Below are 18,452 nucleotides of genomic sequence, written 5' to 3' on the forward strand. Positions count from 1 at the left end.
GAAGGAAGTATTTTCATGCGTGTAGAAGATTTTGATTTTGAATTGCCAGAAGAGCTTATTGCACAAACCCCACTTTTGGACCGTACAGCTAGTCGATTAATGGTAGTGACGCCAGGCTCAACAAATGTAGAGCACCACCATTTTGCTCATATTTTAGATGAGCTACAAACTGGAGACTGTCTTGTGTTAAATGATACAAGAGTCTTACCAGCACGTTTAATGGGTGTAAAAGAGGAAACAGGTGCTCATATAGAGGTACTGCTGTTAAAGCAAATGGCGGGTACGGATGAATGGGAAACACTTGTTAAACCAGCTAAGCGTGTAAAAGTTGGCACAGTTGTAACATTTGGAGATGGCTTACTGACAGCTACTTGTACAGGAGAGCTTGATCATGGTGGACGTACATTTGAGTTTAAATATAACGGCATTTTTTATGAAATTTTAGAGCAACTTGGTGAGATGCCACTACCTCCATATATTCGCGAAAAGTTAGAGGACAAGGATCGCTACCAAACTGTTTATGCAAAAGAGCGAGGTTCAGCAGCAGCACCAACAGCAGGCCTGCATTTTACAGAAGAATTACTAGAGCAGGTGAAAGCAAAAGGGGTCGAAGTTGTTTTTATCACTTTACATGTGGGACTTGGAACTTTCCGTCCTGTAAGTGTAGAGTCAATTGAAAATCACGAAATGCATTCTGAATTTTATAGTGTAACGGAAGAAACCGCATCTATCATTAACCGAGTTAAGAGTAATGGTGGTAAAGTGATTGCAGTTGGTACAACCTCTACACGTACTTTAGAAACGATCGGCTCTAAATATGGAGGCGAAGTACGGGCAGAACAAGGTTGGACGTCTATTTTCATTTATCCGGGATATGAATTTACTGTTGTGGATGGTTTAATTACAAACTTCCATTTACCAAAGTCTACCCTTGTTATGCTTGTTAGTACGCTTGCAACAAAAGAAACAATTTTAAGTGCATATCAACAAGCTGTAGAAGAAAAATATCGTTTCTTTAGCTTTGGAGATGCTATGTTTATTCGTCCAAAAGGCGAATAAAGAAAAAATCGGAGTACTGTTTTTACTTTAGATAAGAGAGGAATTTTTATAATATGACACAACCAGCAATTCGTTATGAGCTACTTCATACTTGTAAACAAACTGGAGCACGCCTTGGTATCGTGCATACACCGCATGGCTCTTTCGAAACGCCAGCATTTATGCCTGTTGGGACACAAGCAACTGTTAAAACAATGTCACCTGAGGAATTAAAGGAAATGAATGCAGGCATTATTCTGTCAAATACGTATCATTTATGGCTACGACCTGGTAATGATATTGTTAAGGAAGCAGGGGGCTTGCATAAATTTATGAACTGGGATCGCCCGATTTTAACAGATTCAGGTGGTTTCCAAGTGTTCTCACTAAGTCAATTCCGTAAAATCGAAGAAGAAGGGGTTCATTTCCGTAATCATTTAAATGGGGACAAATTGTTTTTAAGTCCAGAAAAGGCGATGGAAATTCAAAATGATTTAGGTTCGGATATTATGATGGCTTTTGATGAATGTCCACCTTTCCCTGCGACGTATGACTATATGCTGCAATCAGTAGACCGTACTACACGTTGGGCTAAACGTTGTAAAGAGGCACATAAACGTCCAGAAGACCAAGGTCTATTCGGTATTATTCAAGGGGGAGAATTCGAGGATTTACGTCGTCGTTCTGCAGAAGCATTGGTAGAGCTTGATTTCCCTGGTTATGCAATTGGAGGCTTATCTGTTGGTGAACCTAAGGACATTATGAACCGAGTATTGGAGTTTACAACACCATTAATGCCAGCAAATAAACCACGTTATTTAATGGGTGTAGGTTCACCTGACTCATTAATTGATGGTGCTATTCGAGGTATTGATATGTTTGACTGCGTATTACCAACACGTATTGCCCGTAATGGCACATTAATGACATCTGAAGGCCGTTTAGTTGTTAAAAATGCAAAATATGCACGTGACTTCGGACCAATTGATCCAAACTGCGATTGCTATACATGTAAAAACTATTCACGCGCTTATATTCGTCATCTAATTCGTACGGAAGAAACGTTTGGTATTCGTTTAACAACTTACCATAACTTACACTTCCTATTGAAACTAATGGAACAAGTACGTGAGGCAATCCGAGAAGACCGTCTTGGTGATTTCCGAGAAGAATTTTTCGAGAAATACGGCTTTAATGGGCCAAACGCAAAGAACTTCTAATATTTAGTAAAAAGGGCATGCGAATTTGTGTGAATTAAGAATGTTTTTAGCAAAAAAATGTCTATCGTAGAAAAAATATTAGTAATATAGAAAAAAATTGGGCTTGACCATCGCTTTTTTATGGTGGAATAGTCTATACTAAAGTAGAATTGGAAAGGGGGCAAGAATGATGGAACAATATTCTGGCTTAATCATGATTTTAATCATGTTCGTTGCAATGTGGTTTATTTTAATCCGCCCTGCTAAAAAGAGACAGCAGGAAACACAAAGTATGCAGAGTGGTTTGCAACGTGGAGATAAAGTTATTACAATCGGTGGCTTACATGGCGAGATTGACTCAATTGAGGACACAGCTGTGACATTAAAAATTGCAGACAATGTGCGCGTTAAATTTGACCGTCAAGCAATTGGACGAGTTGTAAATGGCGACCAATTAAAATAATAATGAGAAAAAGACTTACATTAGTTGTAAGTCTTTTTTTTTGCGTTTTTGTAGCGATGGCGAAGAATAGATAAGTCTTCTCCAAGCCTTATGGCATCACCCGGAATATCCGTCATTGAATCAACCCTCATCCAGACCTAAGTGCAAAGCCGATTCAGGACGTAATAACGTCGGGACATAATCATGATGTTCTTTTTGCTAAGTGCCACCATTTTTTAATTTCTTAATTAATTTTGCTCCAGTGTCATTGCCATTTACCGTTATTCTGCTTAAAGCAAATACATTATCGCCAATAGTGACACCTTTATTTTTAATAACAAAAGCCATTTTAAATCCAGCATCTTTCGCCAATTTCATTGCATCTTCAGAATTAGTTCCGTAGGGATAGCTAAGGGCAATTGGTTCATATCCTAACTTTTCTTTAATAATTTTCCTAGAATGAATAAAATCTTTTTTAACCCGTTTTTCGTAGTCTTCTTGTTTTTCTAGTTTTCCATTAATGTAACTACGACCATATATGGCACCTTTCATTCCGCCGCTGAATGACTGTAATTTATTATGTGAATTCCAAGTGTGGCTTTGGATGGTTATATAATCCTTCATTTCTTTTAATTGATCCCAATTCATTTTGGAAATTTCGTTTGGATCCACATTCTTTCCGCTTTTTTCTAGAATGTGACTGGTGATTACAAAAATTTCTGCATGCATTTTGTATTTTTTCAAAATTGGATAAGCTTTTTCATAGTTACTTAAATAACCATCGTCAAAAGTTATTAACACAGGATTTTTAGGTAATTCTGTTTTACCGTACAAGTAATCATATAATTCTTGGGCTGTAATCGAGTTGTACCCATTTTCTTTAAGCGTTTTAATTTGTTTTTCAAAATTCTCTGGGGAAATGATTGTATTATTATTTATGTGTTTATCTAAATGGTGGTACATTAGAACAGGAATCTTCTTATTTTCATATCCATAAATAGGGAAAGGTTTAATGAGCAATATACTATAAGCAACAATAACTAGAAAAATTATTAACCTTTTCATTTTCTCACCTTGTTTTCATTTGTTAAAAAGGATAATGGTGGATCATTTACTAAATTCGAAAGTAAAAGAAGGACCTTATAAACAATACCTACATTATTGGGAGAGCTGTGAAACGTCCTGTTAACTGTCCGAGAAAATTTAGTTTTTTCCACTTCAAAAGCAGGAATTATAGCTTCTTTTATTGTACACAAACAACTAAGGTTTATTCTTTTGATTTACGAAAGTTACACGGTGTCATTTCCTAATTTAAGAGTTGTTGTTTTGTAATGTTAATCGTGCGTTTTTTAGGTTTTGTCTTAATTGAAAACACGATTTTCTTATAGGTTAGCATGCGAAAAAAAGAAAAATTTTAGGAGACGATAAGTGTTAAAAAATCAAAGCTAAGATATAACATCATCCTGTATAAAAAAAGATAAGTAAGGTCACCTTGAATAGTATGGGGGTGACAATATGGAAGAATATTTAGCGATTGTTTTAAGAACCTGCTTTTTATATGTGTTTATCCTAATAATTTTTCGTTTAATGGGTAAACGTGAGGTTGGCGAATTATCTGTAATCGATTTAGTTGTATCCATTTTAATGGCTGAGGTGGCTGCGTTTGCACTTGATGATTTCGAAAGTCCTTTATTTAATGTGATTTTACCAATCATCGTGTTGTTTTTAATTCAAATAACAACTGCATATTTGTCACTCAAAAATAAAAAATTCCGTGATCTAGTTGATGGTGATCCAGTATTACTTATAAAAGACGGTGTCATTTTAGAAAGTGAAATGCGCAAGCAACGCTATAACCTAGATGATTTGTGTCAACAATTACGCGAAAATGGAAATGCTTCCGTGACAGATATTGCATATGCTTATTTAGAGCCATCTGGCAATTTGTCCGTCTACCAAAAAGATGAAAAGGCATTTGTTTACCCATTGATTATTGATGGTGATATTCAGGAGAGGCATTTAAAAGTATTGCATAAAGATGCTGATTGGTTAATGGCAGAGCTTGCTAAAAATAATATTACGGATAGTAATACTGTATTTTTTTGTGTTTGGGAGGAAGATCGGCTGCATATTCAACTGAAAGAATCTTAAACTTTCTTGGCCAATTTACGAATGTAGCGCAAATCAGTTATACGTAATTGATTGGAAACTAGTAAGAATGTAAATAGTAAAAACAAAGTTACACAGCTACTTAAAATAAATGGTAGCGGCATTATTTGCATCAGAAAATACTGGGTAACACAAACAGCAATAAAACAGCCATAAGGAACAACAAACATTCTAAAACCAGCACGTAAATTTTTACGTTGCCTTACTGTTGCAATATGCAAAAACGAAGTTAGTAAAACGCCAAAGCCGATCGCCACAACTGCACCTTTTTCTTGTATACCCGGTTGAGAAGCAAGTACGAACATGACAAAGAGCTTACCAAGACCACCATAAATGGAGTTCATCATTGCTGCTCGTGCTTCACCAATTGCTTGTAATATAGAGTGCAATGGACTTTGTATATAATAAAAATAAAAAATAGGAGCTAATATTTTCACATAACCACGATTTTCCTGTAAGTGAAAGAGCTTCACAGCTAATTCGTCTCCATGAACGAAAAAGTACGTAGCGGCAACACAGCCCACTAAGGAAGACAGTCGCAATGAAACAGAGATACGTTCCTGTAGGAGCGGTATATGCTGACGTGCAACCGCGTCACTAACAGCTGGTATAAGAACAATTGAAAGTGCTGCAGACACAAAAGCAGGGAATAATAATAGGGGGACTAGTACACCCGAAATAACCCCATATAAAATTGTTGCAGCGGAGGCTGTTAAACCAGCCATAGTTAACGCTTTTAAAAAAATGATAGGCTCTAAAAACCAAGTAAAAGATCCGAATAGCTTGCTTCCTGCAGAAGGAAGGGCAATTCGTAACATTGGGGAGGCAGGATAACCCTCGATTTTGTTTTTTCGTGTCAATAATTTTTTCTTTGAGACTATATAATGCATCCACAAATACAAGAAAGCAACGACTTCTGCTAGTAGCGTAATACCCATAGCAGCGGCAGCAGTAGCGGCAGCATTATTATAGGCAGCTACATAAGGCAGCGTCAAAGTGATAAAGCTAATACGGATAATTTGTTCAATCATTTGAGCCCAAGCTGTTGGTGTGATTTTCGCAATACCTTGTAAATAAGCGCGTAATAATCCTGAGCCAACTGACACTGGTACAGCAAAGAGTGCAATCCAAAGAGTAAATGTTGTATGTTCATTATGTAAAAGTGTAGTCGATATATAAGGTATAGTTAGTGCAACGATTGGCATAAAGACGATCATTCCAATAAATGACCAAAAAATAGCCGTACGCATAACACCATAGATGCTTTCGCGTTTGTTTTTTGCTAATAACTCTGCTACAATTTTTGCCACAGCAATAGGTAGTCCAAGTTGAATGAGTGAGATGAAGAAAATGAACGCCGGATAGACGGTCATATAAATGCCGACTGCCTCTTCACCAGCGATCCGCATAAATTGCATTCTATAAAAGAAGCCAAAGAGTTTCGATAAAAAAATCACGAACATTAAAAATAGTGTTCCACGTACAAAAGAACTCATGCCATCCGTCCCTTCTCAAGCCACAAAAATTCATTTACACTATTTGTATGCAAACTTGTCTTACGATACGACTTTGATTGGAGATGATTCAAAATGAGTATGCAGCATGAGCAACTATTTGAAAAAATCCGTCCTGCAATTGATAGTAAGATGGAAGAGTTTAAATATTATCAATACAATGCGATTACAGCAGAAGAACTATGGCGCTATTGTGTAGAGAAAAAATGGCGCAGAAAAAATATTGAACAATTACGCATACATGAAGTTATCGCCACTATTTTTGCAGTATCACCGTCCGATATCGTATCTTTTAATCAAGTAGAATTCTTACAAAGTAATGATTGGTTTACAGAATTGAATACGGAAGAGTTAAAAATGCTGCTTGGCCCGGTTAAAACTTAAGAAGAATGTGTGAAATTTGTCAAATAATAATAGAATACTAAAAGTGTTGAATTGACACCAAGCGCAACGTGTTTCATAATGAGTGTGTTGCGCTTTTTTTTATTTGTATAAGTATTTTTAACAAAACCCTCCCAATAGTTCTTTTCCAAATTTGGAGGCAAAACACCTATTCAAATACAGGGATAAATTTGCGCGTTATGAACGATCGAAATAAGTAGAGCAATCTTTTTTGAAGCACAGGCAACATTATTCTATAGGAAAAGGAGGAATAAACGCTTCAAAAGGACTTGCTATTATACTTGTTTGTAGTGTAAGGAATTGCCTTACACCAATTCGAGGAGGATTTATAAAATGAAACTTAAAAGTCGTATAGTTGCATTCGTACTACTAATGGTTATTTTTGTAGCAACCATCGGTACGACTGTAGGCGGCGTCTTAAAGGACATTAAGCTAGGTCTTGACTTACAAGGCGGGTTTGAGGTTCTTTATGAGGTTAAAGAATTAAAAGAGGGACAAAAAATTACACCAGAAGTTGTATCGGCAACAGCGACAGCTCTTGGTGAGCGTGTAAATGCTATCGGGGTAAGTGAGCCGAGCATTCAGGTTGAAGACAAAAACCGCATTCGTGTGCAATTAGCGGGTGTCGAAGACCAAGAATCAGCACGTGAATTATTGTCTACTTCTGCAAATTTAACATTCCGTGATGTCGATGACAATTTATTGCTGGATGGTAATGACTTAAAGCCAGGTGGCGCTAAAGGGTCATTTGACCAGCAAAATCGACCTATAGTTTCGCTAACGTTAAAGGATGCGGAAAAATTTGCTGATATCACAAGTAAAATTGCTGCTAAACCAGCAGGCCAAAATTTACTAGTTGTATGGTTAGACTTTGAAGAAGGTGTTGATTCATATAAAACTGAATCACAAAAAGCGAAGCCTCGCTATGCATCTGCTGCAACAGTTAGCCAAAGATTAGATACAACAGATGTTATGATTAGCGGGAACTTCACAGTTGAAGAAACGAAAAATCTAGCGGGTATTTTAGATGCTGGGGCACTTCCTGTTAAGCTTAATGAAATTTATTCTACTTCAGTTGGTGCACAATTTGGTGACCAAGCACTGAAAAGTACAATTTTAGCCGGTATTGTGGGCGTAGTAATAATTTTCTTATTTATGCTATTCTACTATCGTTTACCTGGCTTTATTTCCATCATTACACTTGCTATTTTCACTTTCCTAGTACTCGTTGTATTCAGTTGGATTAATGCAGTGTTAACGCTTCCAGGTATCGCAGCTATCGTGCTTGGTATAGGGATGGCGGTAGATGCAAATATTCTTGCCGCAGAACGTATTCGTGAGGAATTACGTGTCGGTTATTCGGTTAAACAAGCATTCCAAATCGGCTCGAAGGAGTCTTTATCAGCCATTGTCGATGCACAGCTAACTACATTATTAGCAGCTGCTGTATTATTCCAATGGGGTACAAGCTCTGTTAAAGGGTTTGCAACAACATTAATTATTAGTATTTTACTAAGCTTCCTAACAGCTGTTTGGGGGTCTCGTGTATTACAAGGAATACTTGTAAATAGTGGCTACTTCAACAATCCAGCATGGTTTGGTATTCCAAAATCTAAACAGCATAGCCTGGATGAAAATATCGGAACATTAGATTTATCAACGAAATTTGATCGTTTTGACTTTGTACACAACCGTAAGAAATTTTATACATTCTCATTAGCTATTTTAGTGGCCGGTTTAGTGGTTCTTGGTATTTTCCGCTTAAACCTTGGTATTGATTTCTCTAGTGGTACACGTGTGCAAATTGAATCAGAGCAAACGTTGAATAAAGAAGAAGTATCCAAATATCTAGATAGTATTGGCTTCTCATCTGAAGATATCGTTTTGACAGGTGAAAAGAGTAACGGAGCGGTTATCCGTTATAAACATGACCTAACGCAAGCAGAAATTATAAAATTCAAAAAAGAAGCAGGCGAAAAATATGGTCATGAACCTGGTGTAAGTACAGTGTCTCCGACCGTTGGTAAAGAGCTTGTGAAAAATGCGATTAAAGCATTATCTCTTGCAGCTATCGGTATCATTATCTATGTAGCGGTTCGTTTTGAGTGGCGCATGGGTATTGGGGCAATTGTTTCGTTACTACATGACGTATTCTTAATTGTTGCCGTATTTAGTTTTATGCGCTTAGAAGTTGATATTACGTTTATTGCGGCTGTACTGACAATTGTCGGTTATTCTATTAATGATACGATCGTTACATTTGACCGTATGCGTGAAAACTTAGATCGATATGATACGATTAAAGACCGTGAAGTATTAGCGAATATCGTTAACAAATCACTACGTCAAACGATGGGTCGATCTGTTAACACAGTGTTAACGGTTATTATCGTGACAGTGGCACTTCTTATTTTAGGTGCACCATCGATTCAAAACTTCTCAATCGCGTTATTAGTTGGTTTAATCACAGGAATGTATTCTTCAATTTGTATAGCTGCACAAATCTGGTATTCACTTAAAGTTCGTGAAATGAAAAAATCAGATGGTCAAATACACAAAAAAGAGAAAAAACAATGGGGTACTGACGAACCTACTGTTTAACTTCTTTCAGAAGTTAAAGCCTCCGGCGGATGTCACGGAATCGGAAAGGAGTGCTTTGTGCAGCACAAAGCCGATTCCGGACGCAATTATGCCGAGGCATAATTAATCATAAGCAATAAAATGAAGCAGGGAAGGAAATATTTCTTTCCCTGTTTAAAAAAAAGAATCTATTTGCTTTCTTTGGAAAGCAAATAGATTCTTTTTTTCGTTCATTAAAGTTTAAATTGCAGTAGTAATGACTGCAGTTGCTGAGCGTTATTGTTTAATTCCTCTGCTACCTCATTCACCTGTTGCATGGTTGCAGCTTGCTCTTCTACTGCTTCAGCAATGATTTGTGAGTTGTTCGCTGAAATACTCGCACCATTTGCAATTTCAGTTACAGAGGCAGCGACTTCTTCCGCACTTGCTGAAATTTGTTCAGAAGTGGCCGATATATCTTCAATTTGGTCAGTAAATGCTTGCACAGACTCAGTAATGGATTCAAATGCATCACCGGCCTCATGTATTTTTGTTACACCATCCTGGACAGATGCTAAACCTTCATATACGGCAGCTTCTACATTACTTGTATCCGTTTGAACTTCTTTTGTGAGGGCGATAATTTGGCTAGCAGATTGATTGGATTCTTCAGCAAGTTTTCGTACTTCATCTGCTACAACTGCGAAGCCTTTACCGTGCTCACCGGCTCGTGCCGCTTCGATAGCAGCATTGAGTGCCAGTAAATTTGTTTGTTCCGTAATAGCAGTAATTACTTTTGTAATTTGCCCGATTTCCTCAGATTGCTTACTTAGTTTTTGCGTTAAATCAGCAATACGTGTAGTTGCCTCAGAAATTGTATCCATCTGCTCTTTGGCAGTAGTAATAGTTTTCCCGCCCGTATTGGAAAGCTGTGTCATATTTATTGCATTGTGATGCAAATTTTGAGTAGCTTCAGCAATTCGTTGTACACCAGCAGCTGTTTCGTCCATTGCTAGAGCGCTTTGCTGAGAGGCACTAGCTGATGAAGCCAAATGATTTGACGTGTCTTGTACTCGCTGGGAAATGTCGCTTGAAGTAGTTGTCACTTCTACAGTGCTTGCGGAAAGCTCTTCAGAAGCAGCAGTTAAATGTGTAGCGTTTTCCTGAACATTTTTAAGTAGTACAGATAAGTTCTCTTTTAACGCATTCACTGCTGTGGCAAGCGTACCAATCTCATCTTTTGAGTTGTGTTCAAGCTGAGCAATCGTTAAGTCACCATGTGCTAATGTATCTGCTGCATCAATCACTTTACGAAGCGGTTGAGTGATATAGCGTTTTACAAAATACATAAAATAGAAACCAATAATTGCACTTAAAACAAGTAAGGCAATGGATATTATAATAGCTCTGGCAACTGTTTGGACAACATTACTTTTAACCTTTTCCAGCTGTTCATCATGATATTTTAATAAATCATTTGTCAGTGTATATATTTCATTATTGTTTTTAGTAACTTCTCCATTTATGTATGATAAAGCTAAATCTGTTTTGCCACTATTTAATGCTTGCACTGCTTGATTAGAACTTGTTAGTAAATCTTGTTGTAATTCGCTTACTTGCTTCACAATATTTTTTGTGTAATCGGAACGAACAATGCCTGAAAGCTCTTGAATCGTCTCTGGTAATAGTTTTTCATAACGCTCTAAGTTTGTTTTTGTAGTCTCATCCTTACTATTTAGAACGTATGAGCGTAAAAATAGCCCTTGTGAGGCAAGCTCTTGTTGTATTTCCTCTGTTAATTGAATTTGTACGATTCTATGATCAAGTACCTCAACTATATCTCCTTCAACTGACTTAAACTGAAAAAATGCAATAATACTTGATATTAAGAGCATACAAGTGAGAGAAATAAAACCAATATTTAGTTTTTTTCGAACGGACATATTCGTTCCTACCTTCTTTTTTATGTATTTGAGAATGAATGTTCTGGAATTACTATAACTTGTTATTTTTACAAGGTCAATACATTATAAATACATAAAAACGAGTGATTTAATCCCCTTTTATTGGTATATTATGAGGCGATTTTCCCTTTTATATAATTTCAAAACTCCTTTCAACATTTTCCTTTTTCTCTGAATTGATTGACAATTATCGTAGTTTAGCATAGAATAAGGCTAACTTTTTTGTTCGGTACAAGGTAGTTGGTCTCGGGAGCGAGGCCAGCCTTAGAACAGATGAGCTGAGTTTAGTTTAGATGAGAATAGCTGAGAAATTGTTGAATAAGAGTAGTAGCATAAGTGTGCAATTTAGAGAGTCAGTGGATGGTGTGAACTGATTTGCAGCTTATGTGAATGGACTTATGAGAGTCGCTAATTATAATAGCGAACGGATTCCCCACGTTAAAGGGGGCGCTTTGACTTAGATAAGACAAATCTTTTTGACATAAATTCAAAAGATTTGTCAATTTAACTTCTTTCAGCAGATGTCCAATCATCCGCTGAAGGGTCACGGAATCTGGAGGGAGTTCTTTGTGCAAACACAAAGCCGATTCCGGACACAATTATGCCGAGGCATAATTGATCTGGCGAACTAAGCTGAGCATTTAAGGGAGAGCAAATATGCTCTAATATGAGGTGGCAACGCGGTCATGATCGTCCTCTGCAATTAGGAAAAATCCTTTTTGCAGAGGACTTTTTTTGTTGTTTTTAATTTGCAGGTGGATGAATGCTTCGCTTTCATGCCAAAAACATCTGTGGCTCCGATAAGCATCTTGTCGGAACGGAAATCAATACCAGACATTGGTAAATTGCCATACAAAATGATTTCTAGTGATTTTTTTTAAATCATCAGAATTTAAGGGTGAAATTTTGTTAAACCATCTGCCCTGCATATAAGTTGATTGGAATGGAGGCTGGGCGACTCCTCGGGGATAAGCGTTAGAGGAACGAAGGCTAAAACCATCACGTCCTATGATAACACCTTTGTGACCAGCATCGTGCTGGCCCGAGACCCTGCAGTGTAGCGGGTGTTTTCTGTGCGAAAGCGTAGTGGTAACGTAGCGGCAGCAAATGTTTTAACTGTGCGAAAGCGAAGCGACAGCAACACCAAAAGCGGCCCATCGAACGCCCCCAGGAAAGCGCCCAGCCGGAATGGAAATCAACCCTACGCTATGATGATCTTTTTTCAACAAGAATTGATTCAGTAACTAAACATTTGTAAGTCTAGAGGTAGTGGATTTTTAAGAAAAGGAGCTTGGTCATTATGCTATCAACGAGTTCAAGAACAAAAATGAAAACTATTAATGCTGATTCATTAACACCTATTTTAATTTTTAGACGACTTCAAGGAAAACATAAATTTTTGCTGGAAAGTTCAGCACAGCATGAAGGAGCGGGACGCTTTTCTTTTATCGGTGCTAATCCAAGAAAAACATATAAGGGATTTGGAGATGAGATTCAGGAATATTCATATAAGACTGGACACACCTATACACATAAGGGCGACATGTTTGTTTTATTGAAAAGATTAATGCCACGTATATCCAATACGACACAATTCCCATTTTCAGGAGGAGCTGTTGGCTATGTTGGCCAAGGTACAACGACAAGATTTTCGACTGCAAAGGGTAAAGCGGAGCTACCAGATGTGCATTTCCATGTGTATGAGACAGTTATTGTGTTTGATCATGTAACAGATGAAGTTACTTTAATTTATACGAATATTGATGCGGAAAAAAAAGAACCAAATTTAGAAGAGTTGGCAGAGCAGCTTTTAAAAGGTAGAGAGAATGAGGATACGGCTTGTAGCTTTGAACCTTTCGAATCGACTAAGAATGAACAGTTTGCAACATCCCTTGCATCAATCAAAGCTACTTTAGATGAAGATATTACTAGGGTTATGTTATCAAAGTGCATTTTAGCAAATTTACAAGGAGATGCTTTCGCTTTATATCGTCAATTGCGTAAAAAACATCCCGCTCCCTATATGTATTTTGTAGAATTTGACGACCATATTGTCTTAGGGACGTCTCCTGAAAGTCTAATTCGAGTAAAAGGTGAGCGTGTGATTGCCACACCAACAGAGGGGGTATTTCCTAGAGGTTCCACAAAAGGTGAAGATTTAGAGCAGGAACGCAAGCTACATGAAAACACAAATATTAGGGAGTCGCATGCTGTACTTGTTTCTGCTGTGCAACAAGAGCTACAGTCTGTATGCTTCCGAGATTCCATTCAAGTCATTGAGGCGATGAGAATTGAGCGTTCCAAGCATGCATTACACATGACATCGAGAGTCGAGGGACAACTACTACCAATGCTTCATGCACTTGATGTATTAGCTACGACATTACCATCCTTTGCATCAACAGGTGTTGCAAAGGGTCAGGTAAAGGATTATTTTGATCAAACTACAGGGATATTTAGAGGTGCTCTTGGATTTATTGGTTTTAACGGTCATCTTGATTTTGCCTTAACAGGGAAATCTATTGTCATAGAAAATGAAGCGATGCATATGCAATCGACTGTAATGGTGACCAAATATACAAATGTTGAAGAAGTTTTGAATCAAGTAGAAGGGGATGAACAGGAATTTTTACAGCTACTTGAAAAAGAAGGAGGTTCACACTAATGGAAGGTATTCGTGAAAAAGTACAACGCCGAGAGCATTTAATGTATGAGGAAATGCTACAGGCAGCAAAATGGATGTTTCAAGATGACACACCAAAGGATCAAATCGCAAGCTTTTTAACGGCATTATCTGTCAAAGGTGAAACTGCACATGAAGTAGCTGCATTAGCCACAACTATGCGTTCATTTGCATTAGACGTACGAGCAAACGAAGGGGTCTATATGGATAATTGCGGTACTGGTGGCGATGGACTTAATACATTCAATATTAGTACAACTTGCGCCTTTGTACTAGCGGGGGCCGGTGTCAAAATGGCGAAGCACGGCAATCGCAAAATATCTTCGGCATCAGGAAGCTCTGATGTTTTGGAAGCACTCGGTATTCATACGAATATTTCTATTGAACAAACTGTCGATCTGTTAGAGAAAGAAGGAATAGCCTTTTTATATGCTCCAAATGTTCATTCGAAATTAAAGCGAATTGGCGAGGTTCGTCGTGCACTTGGCAAGCCAACAATTTTTAATCTTGTAGGTCCTCTTACAAATCCAGTGCCTTTATCGACGCAATTTACAGGCATTAATCGTCCTAATTTTGTCATGGAATATGCATCCGTATTACAAATGCTCGGGCGAGAACGTGCAATGGTCGTTTCTGGGCCACTAGGTTTAGATGAGGCGTCATTAGCTGGTCAAAATACCTTTGTTTTAATAGATAAGGGTGACTTAATTCCATTTTCGTTAACTGCAGAGGAAGCGGGTCTCAGCTATGCACCAATAGAGGCTATTCGTGGAGGTAATGCAGATGAAAACGCGGCAATTATGCGTACATTATTAGCCGGTGAACAAAGTGCTTATTTTGACACTGTTTTATTGAATGCTGGTATTGGGTTGTTCAGCTATGGAATTGCTGAAACCGTTAAAGAAGGTGTAGAAATAGCGAAAGATAGTATTTTTAGCGGGCGAGCCCTTCAAAAATTAGAGGCAGTCGTTACTTATAGTGAGCATATTAAAGGAGTGGAGGTCGAACAATGAATATTTTAAATAAAATTCTCGAACAAAAAAAGATGGAAGTTGGTGCGTTACTTGAACAGCCCGACCCATTAGCGAATTTTTCAGAAAAACCGCGTCCATCGTTGTTTGAGCGATTGAGAAAAACTGAAACATTACAAGTTATTTCTGAAATGAAGCGTGCTTCCCCCTCAAAAGGGCTAATCGCAGAAGGGACAGATCCAGTAGCACAAGCAAAAATTTATGCAGACGCAGGGGCAGCAGCCATTTCCGTTTTAACAGATAAGCAGTTTTTTAAAGGCTCCTTTGATGATTTAGCTGCAGTTGCAAATGCTGTCCAAACGCCACTTCTTTGTAAGGATTTTATGATCGATCGTGTGCAAATTCGATTTGCGAAGGCATCGGGTGCATCAATTATTTTATTAATTGTGGCCGCGTTAACCGATCAAGCATTACGTGATCTGTATAGCTATGCAACAGGTTTAAATTTAGAGGTATTGGTAGAGGTGCATGATCTCGAAGAGCTTGAGCGGGCAATTGCAGTTGGTGCCAAACTAATTGGCGTCAATAACCGAGACTTACGTACGTTTGAAGTGAGCTTAGAGCGAACACGTGAAATTGCTGAAGCTTTTCCGCTTGATGAAGAGAAAGTTTTAATAAGTGAAAGTGGGATATGGACGCAAGAAGACGCTAAAGCGGTGGCGGCTATGGGAGCTAGTGGCGTTCTTGTAGGTGAGTCATTAATGCGCAGTGGTGATCCTGGTTTTGCACTAAAAAGTTTACTGGTCAATAAGGTGGGGGCATCTGTATGACGAGGGTGAAAATTTGTGGACTAAAGGAACAACAGCATGTACGGGCAGCAGTAGAGGCAGGGGCTGACGCTATTGGTTTTGTCTTTGCGCCAAGTAAACGACGAGTGACGATTGAACAGGCACAACAATTAGCCAAACATGTGCCAGAGGGCGTTTTAAAAATCGGTGTTTTTGTCAATCCGAGGGCGGAGGAATTACGAACTGTGATGGAAAGTGTACCACTAGATTATGTGCAATACCATGGGGAGGAATCTCCTGATTTTATTCGTCAGCAAGGCTATCCGGCAATTAAAGCTTTGTCCGTCAGAGGTGCTGAAGATGTTCAGGTTGCTGCTAATTATGATGTGGACTATTACCTATTTGATGCGCCAGGAACCGATTTTAAAGGAGGTAGTGGTCATACGTTTGATTGGACCCTCTTAGAGAAAGTAGGGATTCCGCGAGAAAAGTTAATGTTAGCAGGTGGTTTGCAAGCTGCAAATATAGGAGAAGCAGTATCACTTGTGTCGCCATTTATGGTAGATGTATCAAGTGGTGTGGAGACAGACGGTGTAAAAGATATAGCTAAAATAACCGCATTTATACAGGCAGTAAAGAAGGGGAGAGTATAATGGCAAACTCAATTGCAAATAGTGTACCAACAAAGGAAGGGCGTTATGGGAAATTTGGTGGACAATTTGTTCCGGAAACATTAATGACAGCTTTGTTGGAATTAGAGGCGGCCTATGACGAGGCGATGAATGATCAAGCGTTTACTGAGGAATTAGCTTATTATTTACATCAATATGTTGGCCGTGAGACGCCGTTGTATTACGCAGAAAATTTAACAAAAGAGCTAGGGGGTGCGAAAGTTTATTTAAAGCGTGAAGATTTGAATCATACGGGAGCACATAAGATTAATAATGCCATTGGTCAAGCGCTTCTTGCAAAACGAATGGGTAAAAAGAAAATAGTCGCAGAAACAGGTGCAGGGCAGCATGGAGTAGCAACGGCCACAGCAAGCGCATTATTGAATCTTGAATGTGTTGTATTTATGGGCGCAGAGGATATCGAACGCCAACAGTTGAATGTGTTTCGCATGGAGTTACTCGGTACAAAAGTGGAATCTGTAGAAACAGGTTCAAAAACATTAAAGGATGCTGTCAATGCAGCACTGCGCTACTGGGTGACAAATGTTGAGGATACTCATTATATTTTAGGCTCGGCTTTAGGGCCACATCCATTCCCGAAAATAGTAAGGGATTTCCAGCGTGTAATTGGTGTTGAAACTAGAGAGCAGATTGTAAAAAAGGAAGGACGTTTACCCGATGCAGTCGTCGCTTGTATAGGTGGCGGTAGTAATGCAATTGGTATGTTCCACCCTTTTGTTGACGACGAGACTGTAGCGCTATACGGGGTAGAGGCAGCAGGCAGTGGTATTGAGACAGGTAAGCATGCAGCAGCAATTGCCGGTGGTCAGCTAGGCGTTTTACATGGTGCATACATGTATTTATTACAAGATGAAAATGGCTTTGTGCAGGAAGCTCATTCTATTTCAGCTGGTCTAGATTATCCAGGGAAAGGTCCAGAACATTGTTATTTACATGATATTGGGCGTGTTCAATTTGATTCGATTACAGATAGTGAAGCACTTGAGGGCTTGCAATTACTGAGTAAAACGGAAGGTATACTACCTGCACTAGAAAGTTCCCATGCCATTGCTTATACAGCAAAACTCGCGAAAACAATGTCTACAGATGACATCATTGTTGTGTGCCTATCTGGCCGAGGAGATAAAGATGTCCATACTGTCCGAAAAGCATTAGGAGGAGAAGTGGAATGACAACACTACAGCAGGTAATTGAACAAACGAGAATCGGTGGACATAAAGCATTTGTACCTTATATTATGGCGGGGGATGGGGGTCTGGAAACTTTGAAGCCAACGATCCTGAAGCTACAGGAAATGGGTGTAACGGGAATTGAAGTGGGTATACCGTTTACGGATCCTGTAGCGGATGGGCCGACGATCGAGCAAGCAGGTGAACGTGCTTTAGCCGAAGGTGTAACATTACGTAAAGTGCTTGCAGCATTAGCTTCATTTAGAGGAGAAATTCAAGTTCCGTTAGTTGTCATGACTTATTTTAATCCTGTTTTAGCTTTTGGGTTAGAGGCTTTTGCTAAAGCTTGTGTAGCAGGGGGGGTTAAAGGGTTAATCGTTCCTGATGTACCGCTTGAAGAAAGTGCGATCTTACGTGACACATTAAATCCTCATGGTATCGACATCGTTCAGCTTGTATCATTAACAAGTCCTCCTGAGCGAATTGCACGTATTGCGGCAGCTAGTCAAGGGTTTGTCTATGCTGTGACAGTCAATGGAATAACAGGGGCCCGTGCAAGTTTTGCAGATAATTTACATGATCATTTTGCACGCTTACGTGAAGTAAGCCAAATACCAGTACTAGCCGGCTTTGGAATTTCAACTCCTGAGCAGGTGGTAAGCATGGGGGCACTTAGTGATGGTGTAATCGTTGGTAGTGCGATCGTGACAGCATTGTATGAAGGTAATTTGGAGAAGGTTGAGGCATTAGTATCTGCTTCAAAAGATGCGTTTCAGAAGTCTACTCTTTAACGGAGTAGGCTTTTTTCTTTTGAGATTGTTAGAGATTAGTAGAACGACGACGGATTGCCACAACTTTACAG

Annotated in this window: 15 protein-coding genes and 1 other annotated feature; of the genes, 12 read left to right on the forward strand and 3 right to left on the reverse strand. The window is 38.7% G+C overall.

The window, feature by feature from the left end:
• Nucleotides 1-15: 15 nt before the first annotated feature.
• The 3 genes from queA (at nucleotide 16) to yajC (ending at nucleotide 2,700) form a co-directional block, all read left to right on the forward strand.
• Complete coding sequence (gene queA, locus ACVYAD_RS06865) at nucleotides 16-1,059, forward strand: tRNA preQ1(34) S-adenosylmethionine ribosyltransferase-isomerase QueA (RefSeq protein ID WP_349660003.1); 1,044 nt, start codon at nucleotides 16-18, stop codon at nucleotides 1,057-1,059.
• A gap of 53 nt (nucleotides 1,060-1,112) precedes the next feature.
• Nucleotides 1,113-2,258, forward strand: coding sequence for a tRNA guanosine(34) transglycosylase Tgt (gene tgt, locus ACVYAD_RS06870; protein WP_079563586.1), 1,146 nt, complete (start codon nucleotides 1,113-1,115; stop codon nucleotides 2,256-2,258).
• 169 nt (nucleotides 2,259-2,427) lie between these two features.
• Nucleotides 2,428-2,700, forward strand: coding sequence for a preprotein translocase subunit YajC (gene yajC, locus ACVYAD_RS06875; protein ID WP_349660148.1), 273 nt, complete (start codon nucleotides 2,428-2,430; stop codon nucleotides 2,698-2,700).
• 198 nt (nucleotides 2,701-2,898) lie between these two features.
• Here yajC and ACVYAD_RS06880 read toward each other — a convergent pair whose 3' ends face one another.
• A complete protein-coding gene (locus ACVYAD_RS06880; RefSeq protein WP_476425411.1) occupies nucleotides 2,899-3,744 on the reverse strand; it encodes a polysaccharide deacetylase family protein in 846 nt (281 codons plus the stop codon).
• A 450-nt stretch (nucleotides 3,745-4,194) separates the two neighbouring features.
• Between ACVYAD_RS06880 and ACVYAD_RS06885 the strand changes: the two genes are divergently transcribed.
• Nucleotides 4,195-4,830, forward strand: coding sequence for a DUF421 domain-containing protein (locus tag ACVYAD_RS06885; RefSeq protein ID WP_349660005.1), 636 nt, complete (start codon nucleotides 4,195-4,197; stop codon nucleotides 4,828-4,830).
• On the opposite strand, the gene ACVYAD_RS06890 is transcribed toward ACVYAD_RS06885, so the two are convergent.
• Nucleotides 4,827-6,344, reverse strand: a complete 1,518-nt coding sequence (locus ACVYAD_RS06890) for a putative polysaccharide biosynthesis protein (protein ID WP_349660006.1) — start codon at nucleotides 6,342-6,344, stop codon at nucleotides 4,827-4,829. The genes ACVYAD_RS06885 and ACVYAD_RS06890 overlap by 4 nt on opposite strands.
• Nucleotides 6,345-6,437: 93 nt before the next feature.
• Between ACVYAD_RS06890 and ACVYAD_RS06895 the strand changes: the two genes are divergently transcribed.
• The gene (locus tag ACVYAD_RS06895) at nucleotides 6,438-6,746 is read left to right on the forward strand and encodes a post-transcriptional regulator (RefSeq protein ID WP_349660007.1); all 309 of its coding nucleotides are present in this window, start codon (nucleotides 6,438-6,440) and stop codon (nucleotides 6,744-6,746) included.
• Nucleotides 6,747-7,097: 351 nt separating this feature from the next.
• Nucleotides 7,098-9,365: a protein translocase subunit SecDF gene (secDF, locus tag ACVYAD_RS06900; protein ID WP_476425414.1), complete on the forward strand. Its 2,268-nt coding sequence runs from the start codon at nucleotides 7,098-7,100 to the stop codon at nucleotides 9,363-9,365.
• Between the two features lie 212 nt (nucleotides 9,366-9,577).
• On the opposite strand, the gene ACVYAD_RS06905 is transcribed toward secDF, so the two are convergent.
• Nucleotides 9,578-11,266 carry a methyl-accepting chemotaxis protein gene (locus tag ACVYAD_RS06905; protein ID WP_476425416.1) on the reverse strand — a complete coding sequence of 563 codons (1,689 nt, stop codon included), beginning with the start codon at nucleotides 11,264-11,266 and terminating at the stop codon, nucleotides 9,578-9,580.
• 326 nt (nucleotides 11,267-11,592) lie between these two features.
• Nucleotides 11,593-11,988 (forward strand) — a binding site (T-box leader).
• A 599-nt stretch (nucleotides 11,989-12,587) separates the two neighbouring features.
• On the opposite strand from ACVYAD_RS06905, the gene ACVYAD_RS06910 reads away from it, so the two are divergent.
• From ACVYAD_RS06910 to trpA, 6 genes are read left to right on the forward strand one after another with little or no spacing between them, the layout of a single operon-like run.
• Nucleotides 12,588-13,952 (forward strand): chorismate-binding protein, encoded by a 1,365-nt coding sequence (locus ACVYAD_RS06910; protein ID WP_476425418.1) that lies wholly within the window; start codon nucleotides 12,588-12,590, stop codon nucleotides 13,950-13,952.
• A complete protein-coding gene (trpD, locus tag ACVYAD_RS06915; RefSeq protein WP_476425420.1) occupies nucleotides 13,952-14,983 on the forward strand; it encodes an anthranilate phosphoribosyltransferase in 1,032 nt (343 codons plus the stop codon). Before ACVYAD_RS06910 ends, trpD begins: the two co-directional genes overlap by 1 nt.
• Nucleotides 14,980-15,771, forward strand: coding sequence for an indole-3-glycerol phosphate synthase TrpC (gene trpC / locus ACVYAD_RS06920; protein WP_476425422.1), 792 nt, complete (start codon nucleotides 14,980-14,982; stop codon nucleotides 15,769-15,771). Before trpD ends, trpC begins: the two co-directional genes overlap by 4 nt.
• Complete coding sequence (locus tag ACVYAD_RS06925) at nucleotides 15,768-16,382, forward strand: phosphoribosylanthranilate isomerase (RefSeq protein ID WP_476425424.1); 615 nt, start codon at nucleotides 15,768-15,770, stop codon at nucleotides 16,380-16,382. The genes trpC and ACVYAD_RS06925 overlap by 4 nt, the downstream gene beginning before the upstream one ends.
• Nucleotides 16,382-17,593 carry a tryptophan synthase subunit beta gene (trpB, locus tag ACVYAD_RS06930; protein ID WP_476425426.1) on the forward strand — a complete coding sequence of 404 codons (1,212 nt, stop codon included), beginning with the start codon at nucleotides 16,382-16,384 and terminating at the stop codon, nucleotides 17,591-17,593. Before ACVYAD_RS06925 ends, trpB begins: the two co-directional genes overlap by 1 nt.
• Nucleotides 17,590-18,381, forward strand: a complete 792-nt coding sequence (gene trpA, locus ACVYAD_RS06935; RefSeq protein WP_476425427.1) for a tryptophan synthase subunit alpha — start codon at nucleotides 17,590-17,592, stop codon at nucleotides 18,379-18,381. Before trpB ends, trpA begins: the two co-directional genes overlap by 4 nt.
• Nucleotides 18,382-18,452 lie beyond the last annotated feature (71 nt).

Source organism: Lysinibacillus sp. G1-3, from assembly GCF_056322905.1.

Coding starts and splice junctions, on each gene's coding strand:
- tgt (WP_079563586.1), top strand. CDS start 1,113: ATGACACAACCAGCAATTCGTTATGAGCTACTTCATACTTGTAAACAA.
- trpA (WP_476425427.1), top strand. CDS start 17,590: ATGACAACACTACAGCAGGTAATTGAACAAACGAGAATCGGTGGACAT.
- ACVYAD_RS06910 (WP_476425418.1), top strand. CDS start 12,588: ATGCTATCAACGAGTTCAAGAACAAAAATGAAAACTATTAATGCTGAT.
- ACVYAD_RS06890 (WP_349660006.1), bottom strand. CDS start 6,344: ATGAGTTCTTTTGTACGTGGAACACTATTTTTAATGTTCGTGATTTTT.
- trpB (WP_476425426.1), top strand. CDS start 16,382: ATGGCAAACTCAATTGCAAATAGTGTACCAACAAAGGAAGGGCGTTAT.
- ACVYAD_RS06895 (WP_349660007.1), top strand. CDS start 6,438: ATGAGTATGCAGCATGAGCAACTATTTGAAAAAATCCGTCCTGCAATT.
- queA (WP_349660003.1), top strand. CDS start 16: ATGCGTGTAGAAGATTTTGATTTTGAATTGCCAGAAGAGCTTATTGCA.
- trpD (WP_476425420.1), top strand. CDS start 13,952: ATGGAAGGTATTCGTGAAAAAGTACAACGCCGAGAGCATTTAATGTAT.
- trpC (WP_476425422.1), top strand. CDS start 14,980: ATGAATATTTTAAATAAAATTCTCGAACAAAAAAAGATGGAAGTTGGT.
- ACVYAD_RS06880 (WP_476425411.1), bottom strand. CDS start 3,744: ATGAAAAGGTTAATAATTTTTCTAGTTATTGTTGCTTATAGTATATTG.
- ACVYAD_RS06905 (WP_476425416.1), bottom strand. CDS start 11,266: ATGTCCGTTCGAAAAAAACTAAATATTGGTTTTATTTCTCTCACTTGT.
- ACVYAD_RS06925 (WP_476425424.1), top strand. CDS start 15,768: ATGACGAGGGTGAAAATTTGTGGACTAAAGGAACAACAGCATGTACGG.
- secDF (WP_476425414.1), top strand. CDS start 7,098: ATGAAACTTAAAAGTCGTATAGTTGCATTCGTACTACTAATGGTTATT.
- ACVYAD_RS06885 (WP_349660005.1), top strand. CDS start 4,195: ATGGAAGAATATTTAGCGATTGTTTTAAGAACCTGCTTTTTATATGTG.
- yajC (WP_349660148.1), top strand. CDS start 2,428: ATGGAACAATATTCTGGCTTAATCATGATTTTAATCATGTTCGTTGCA.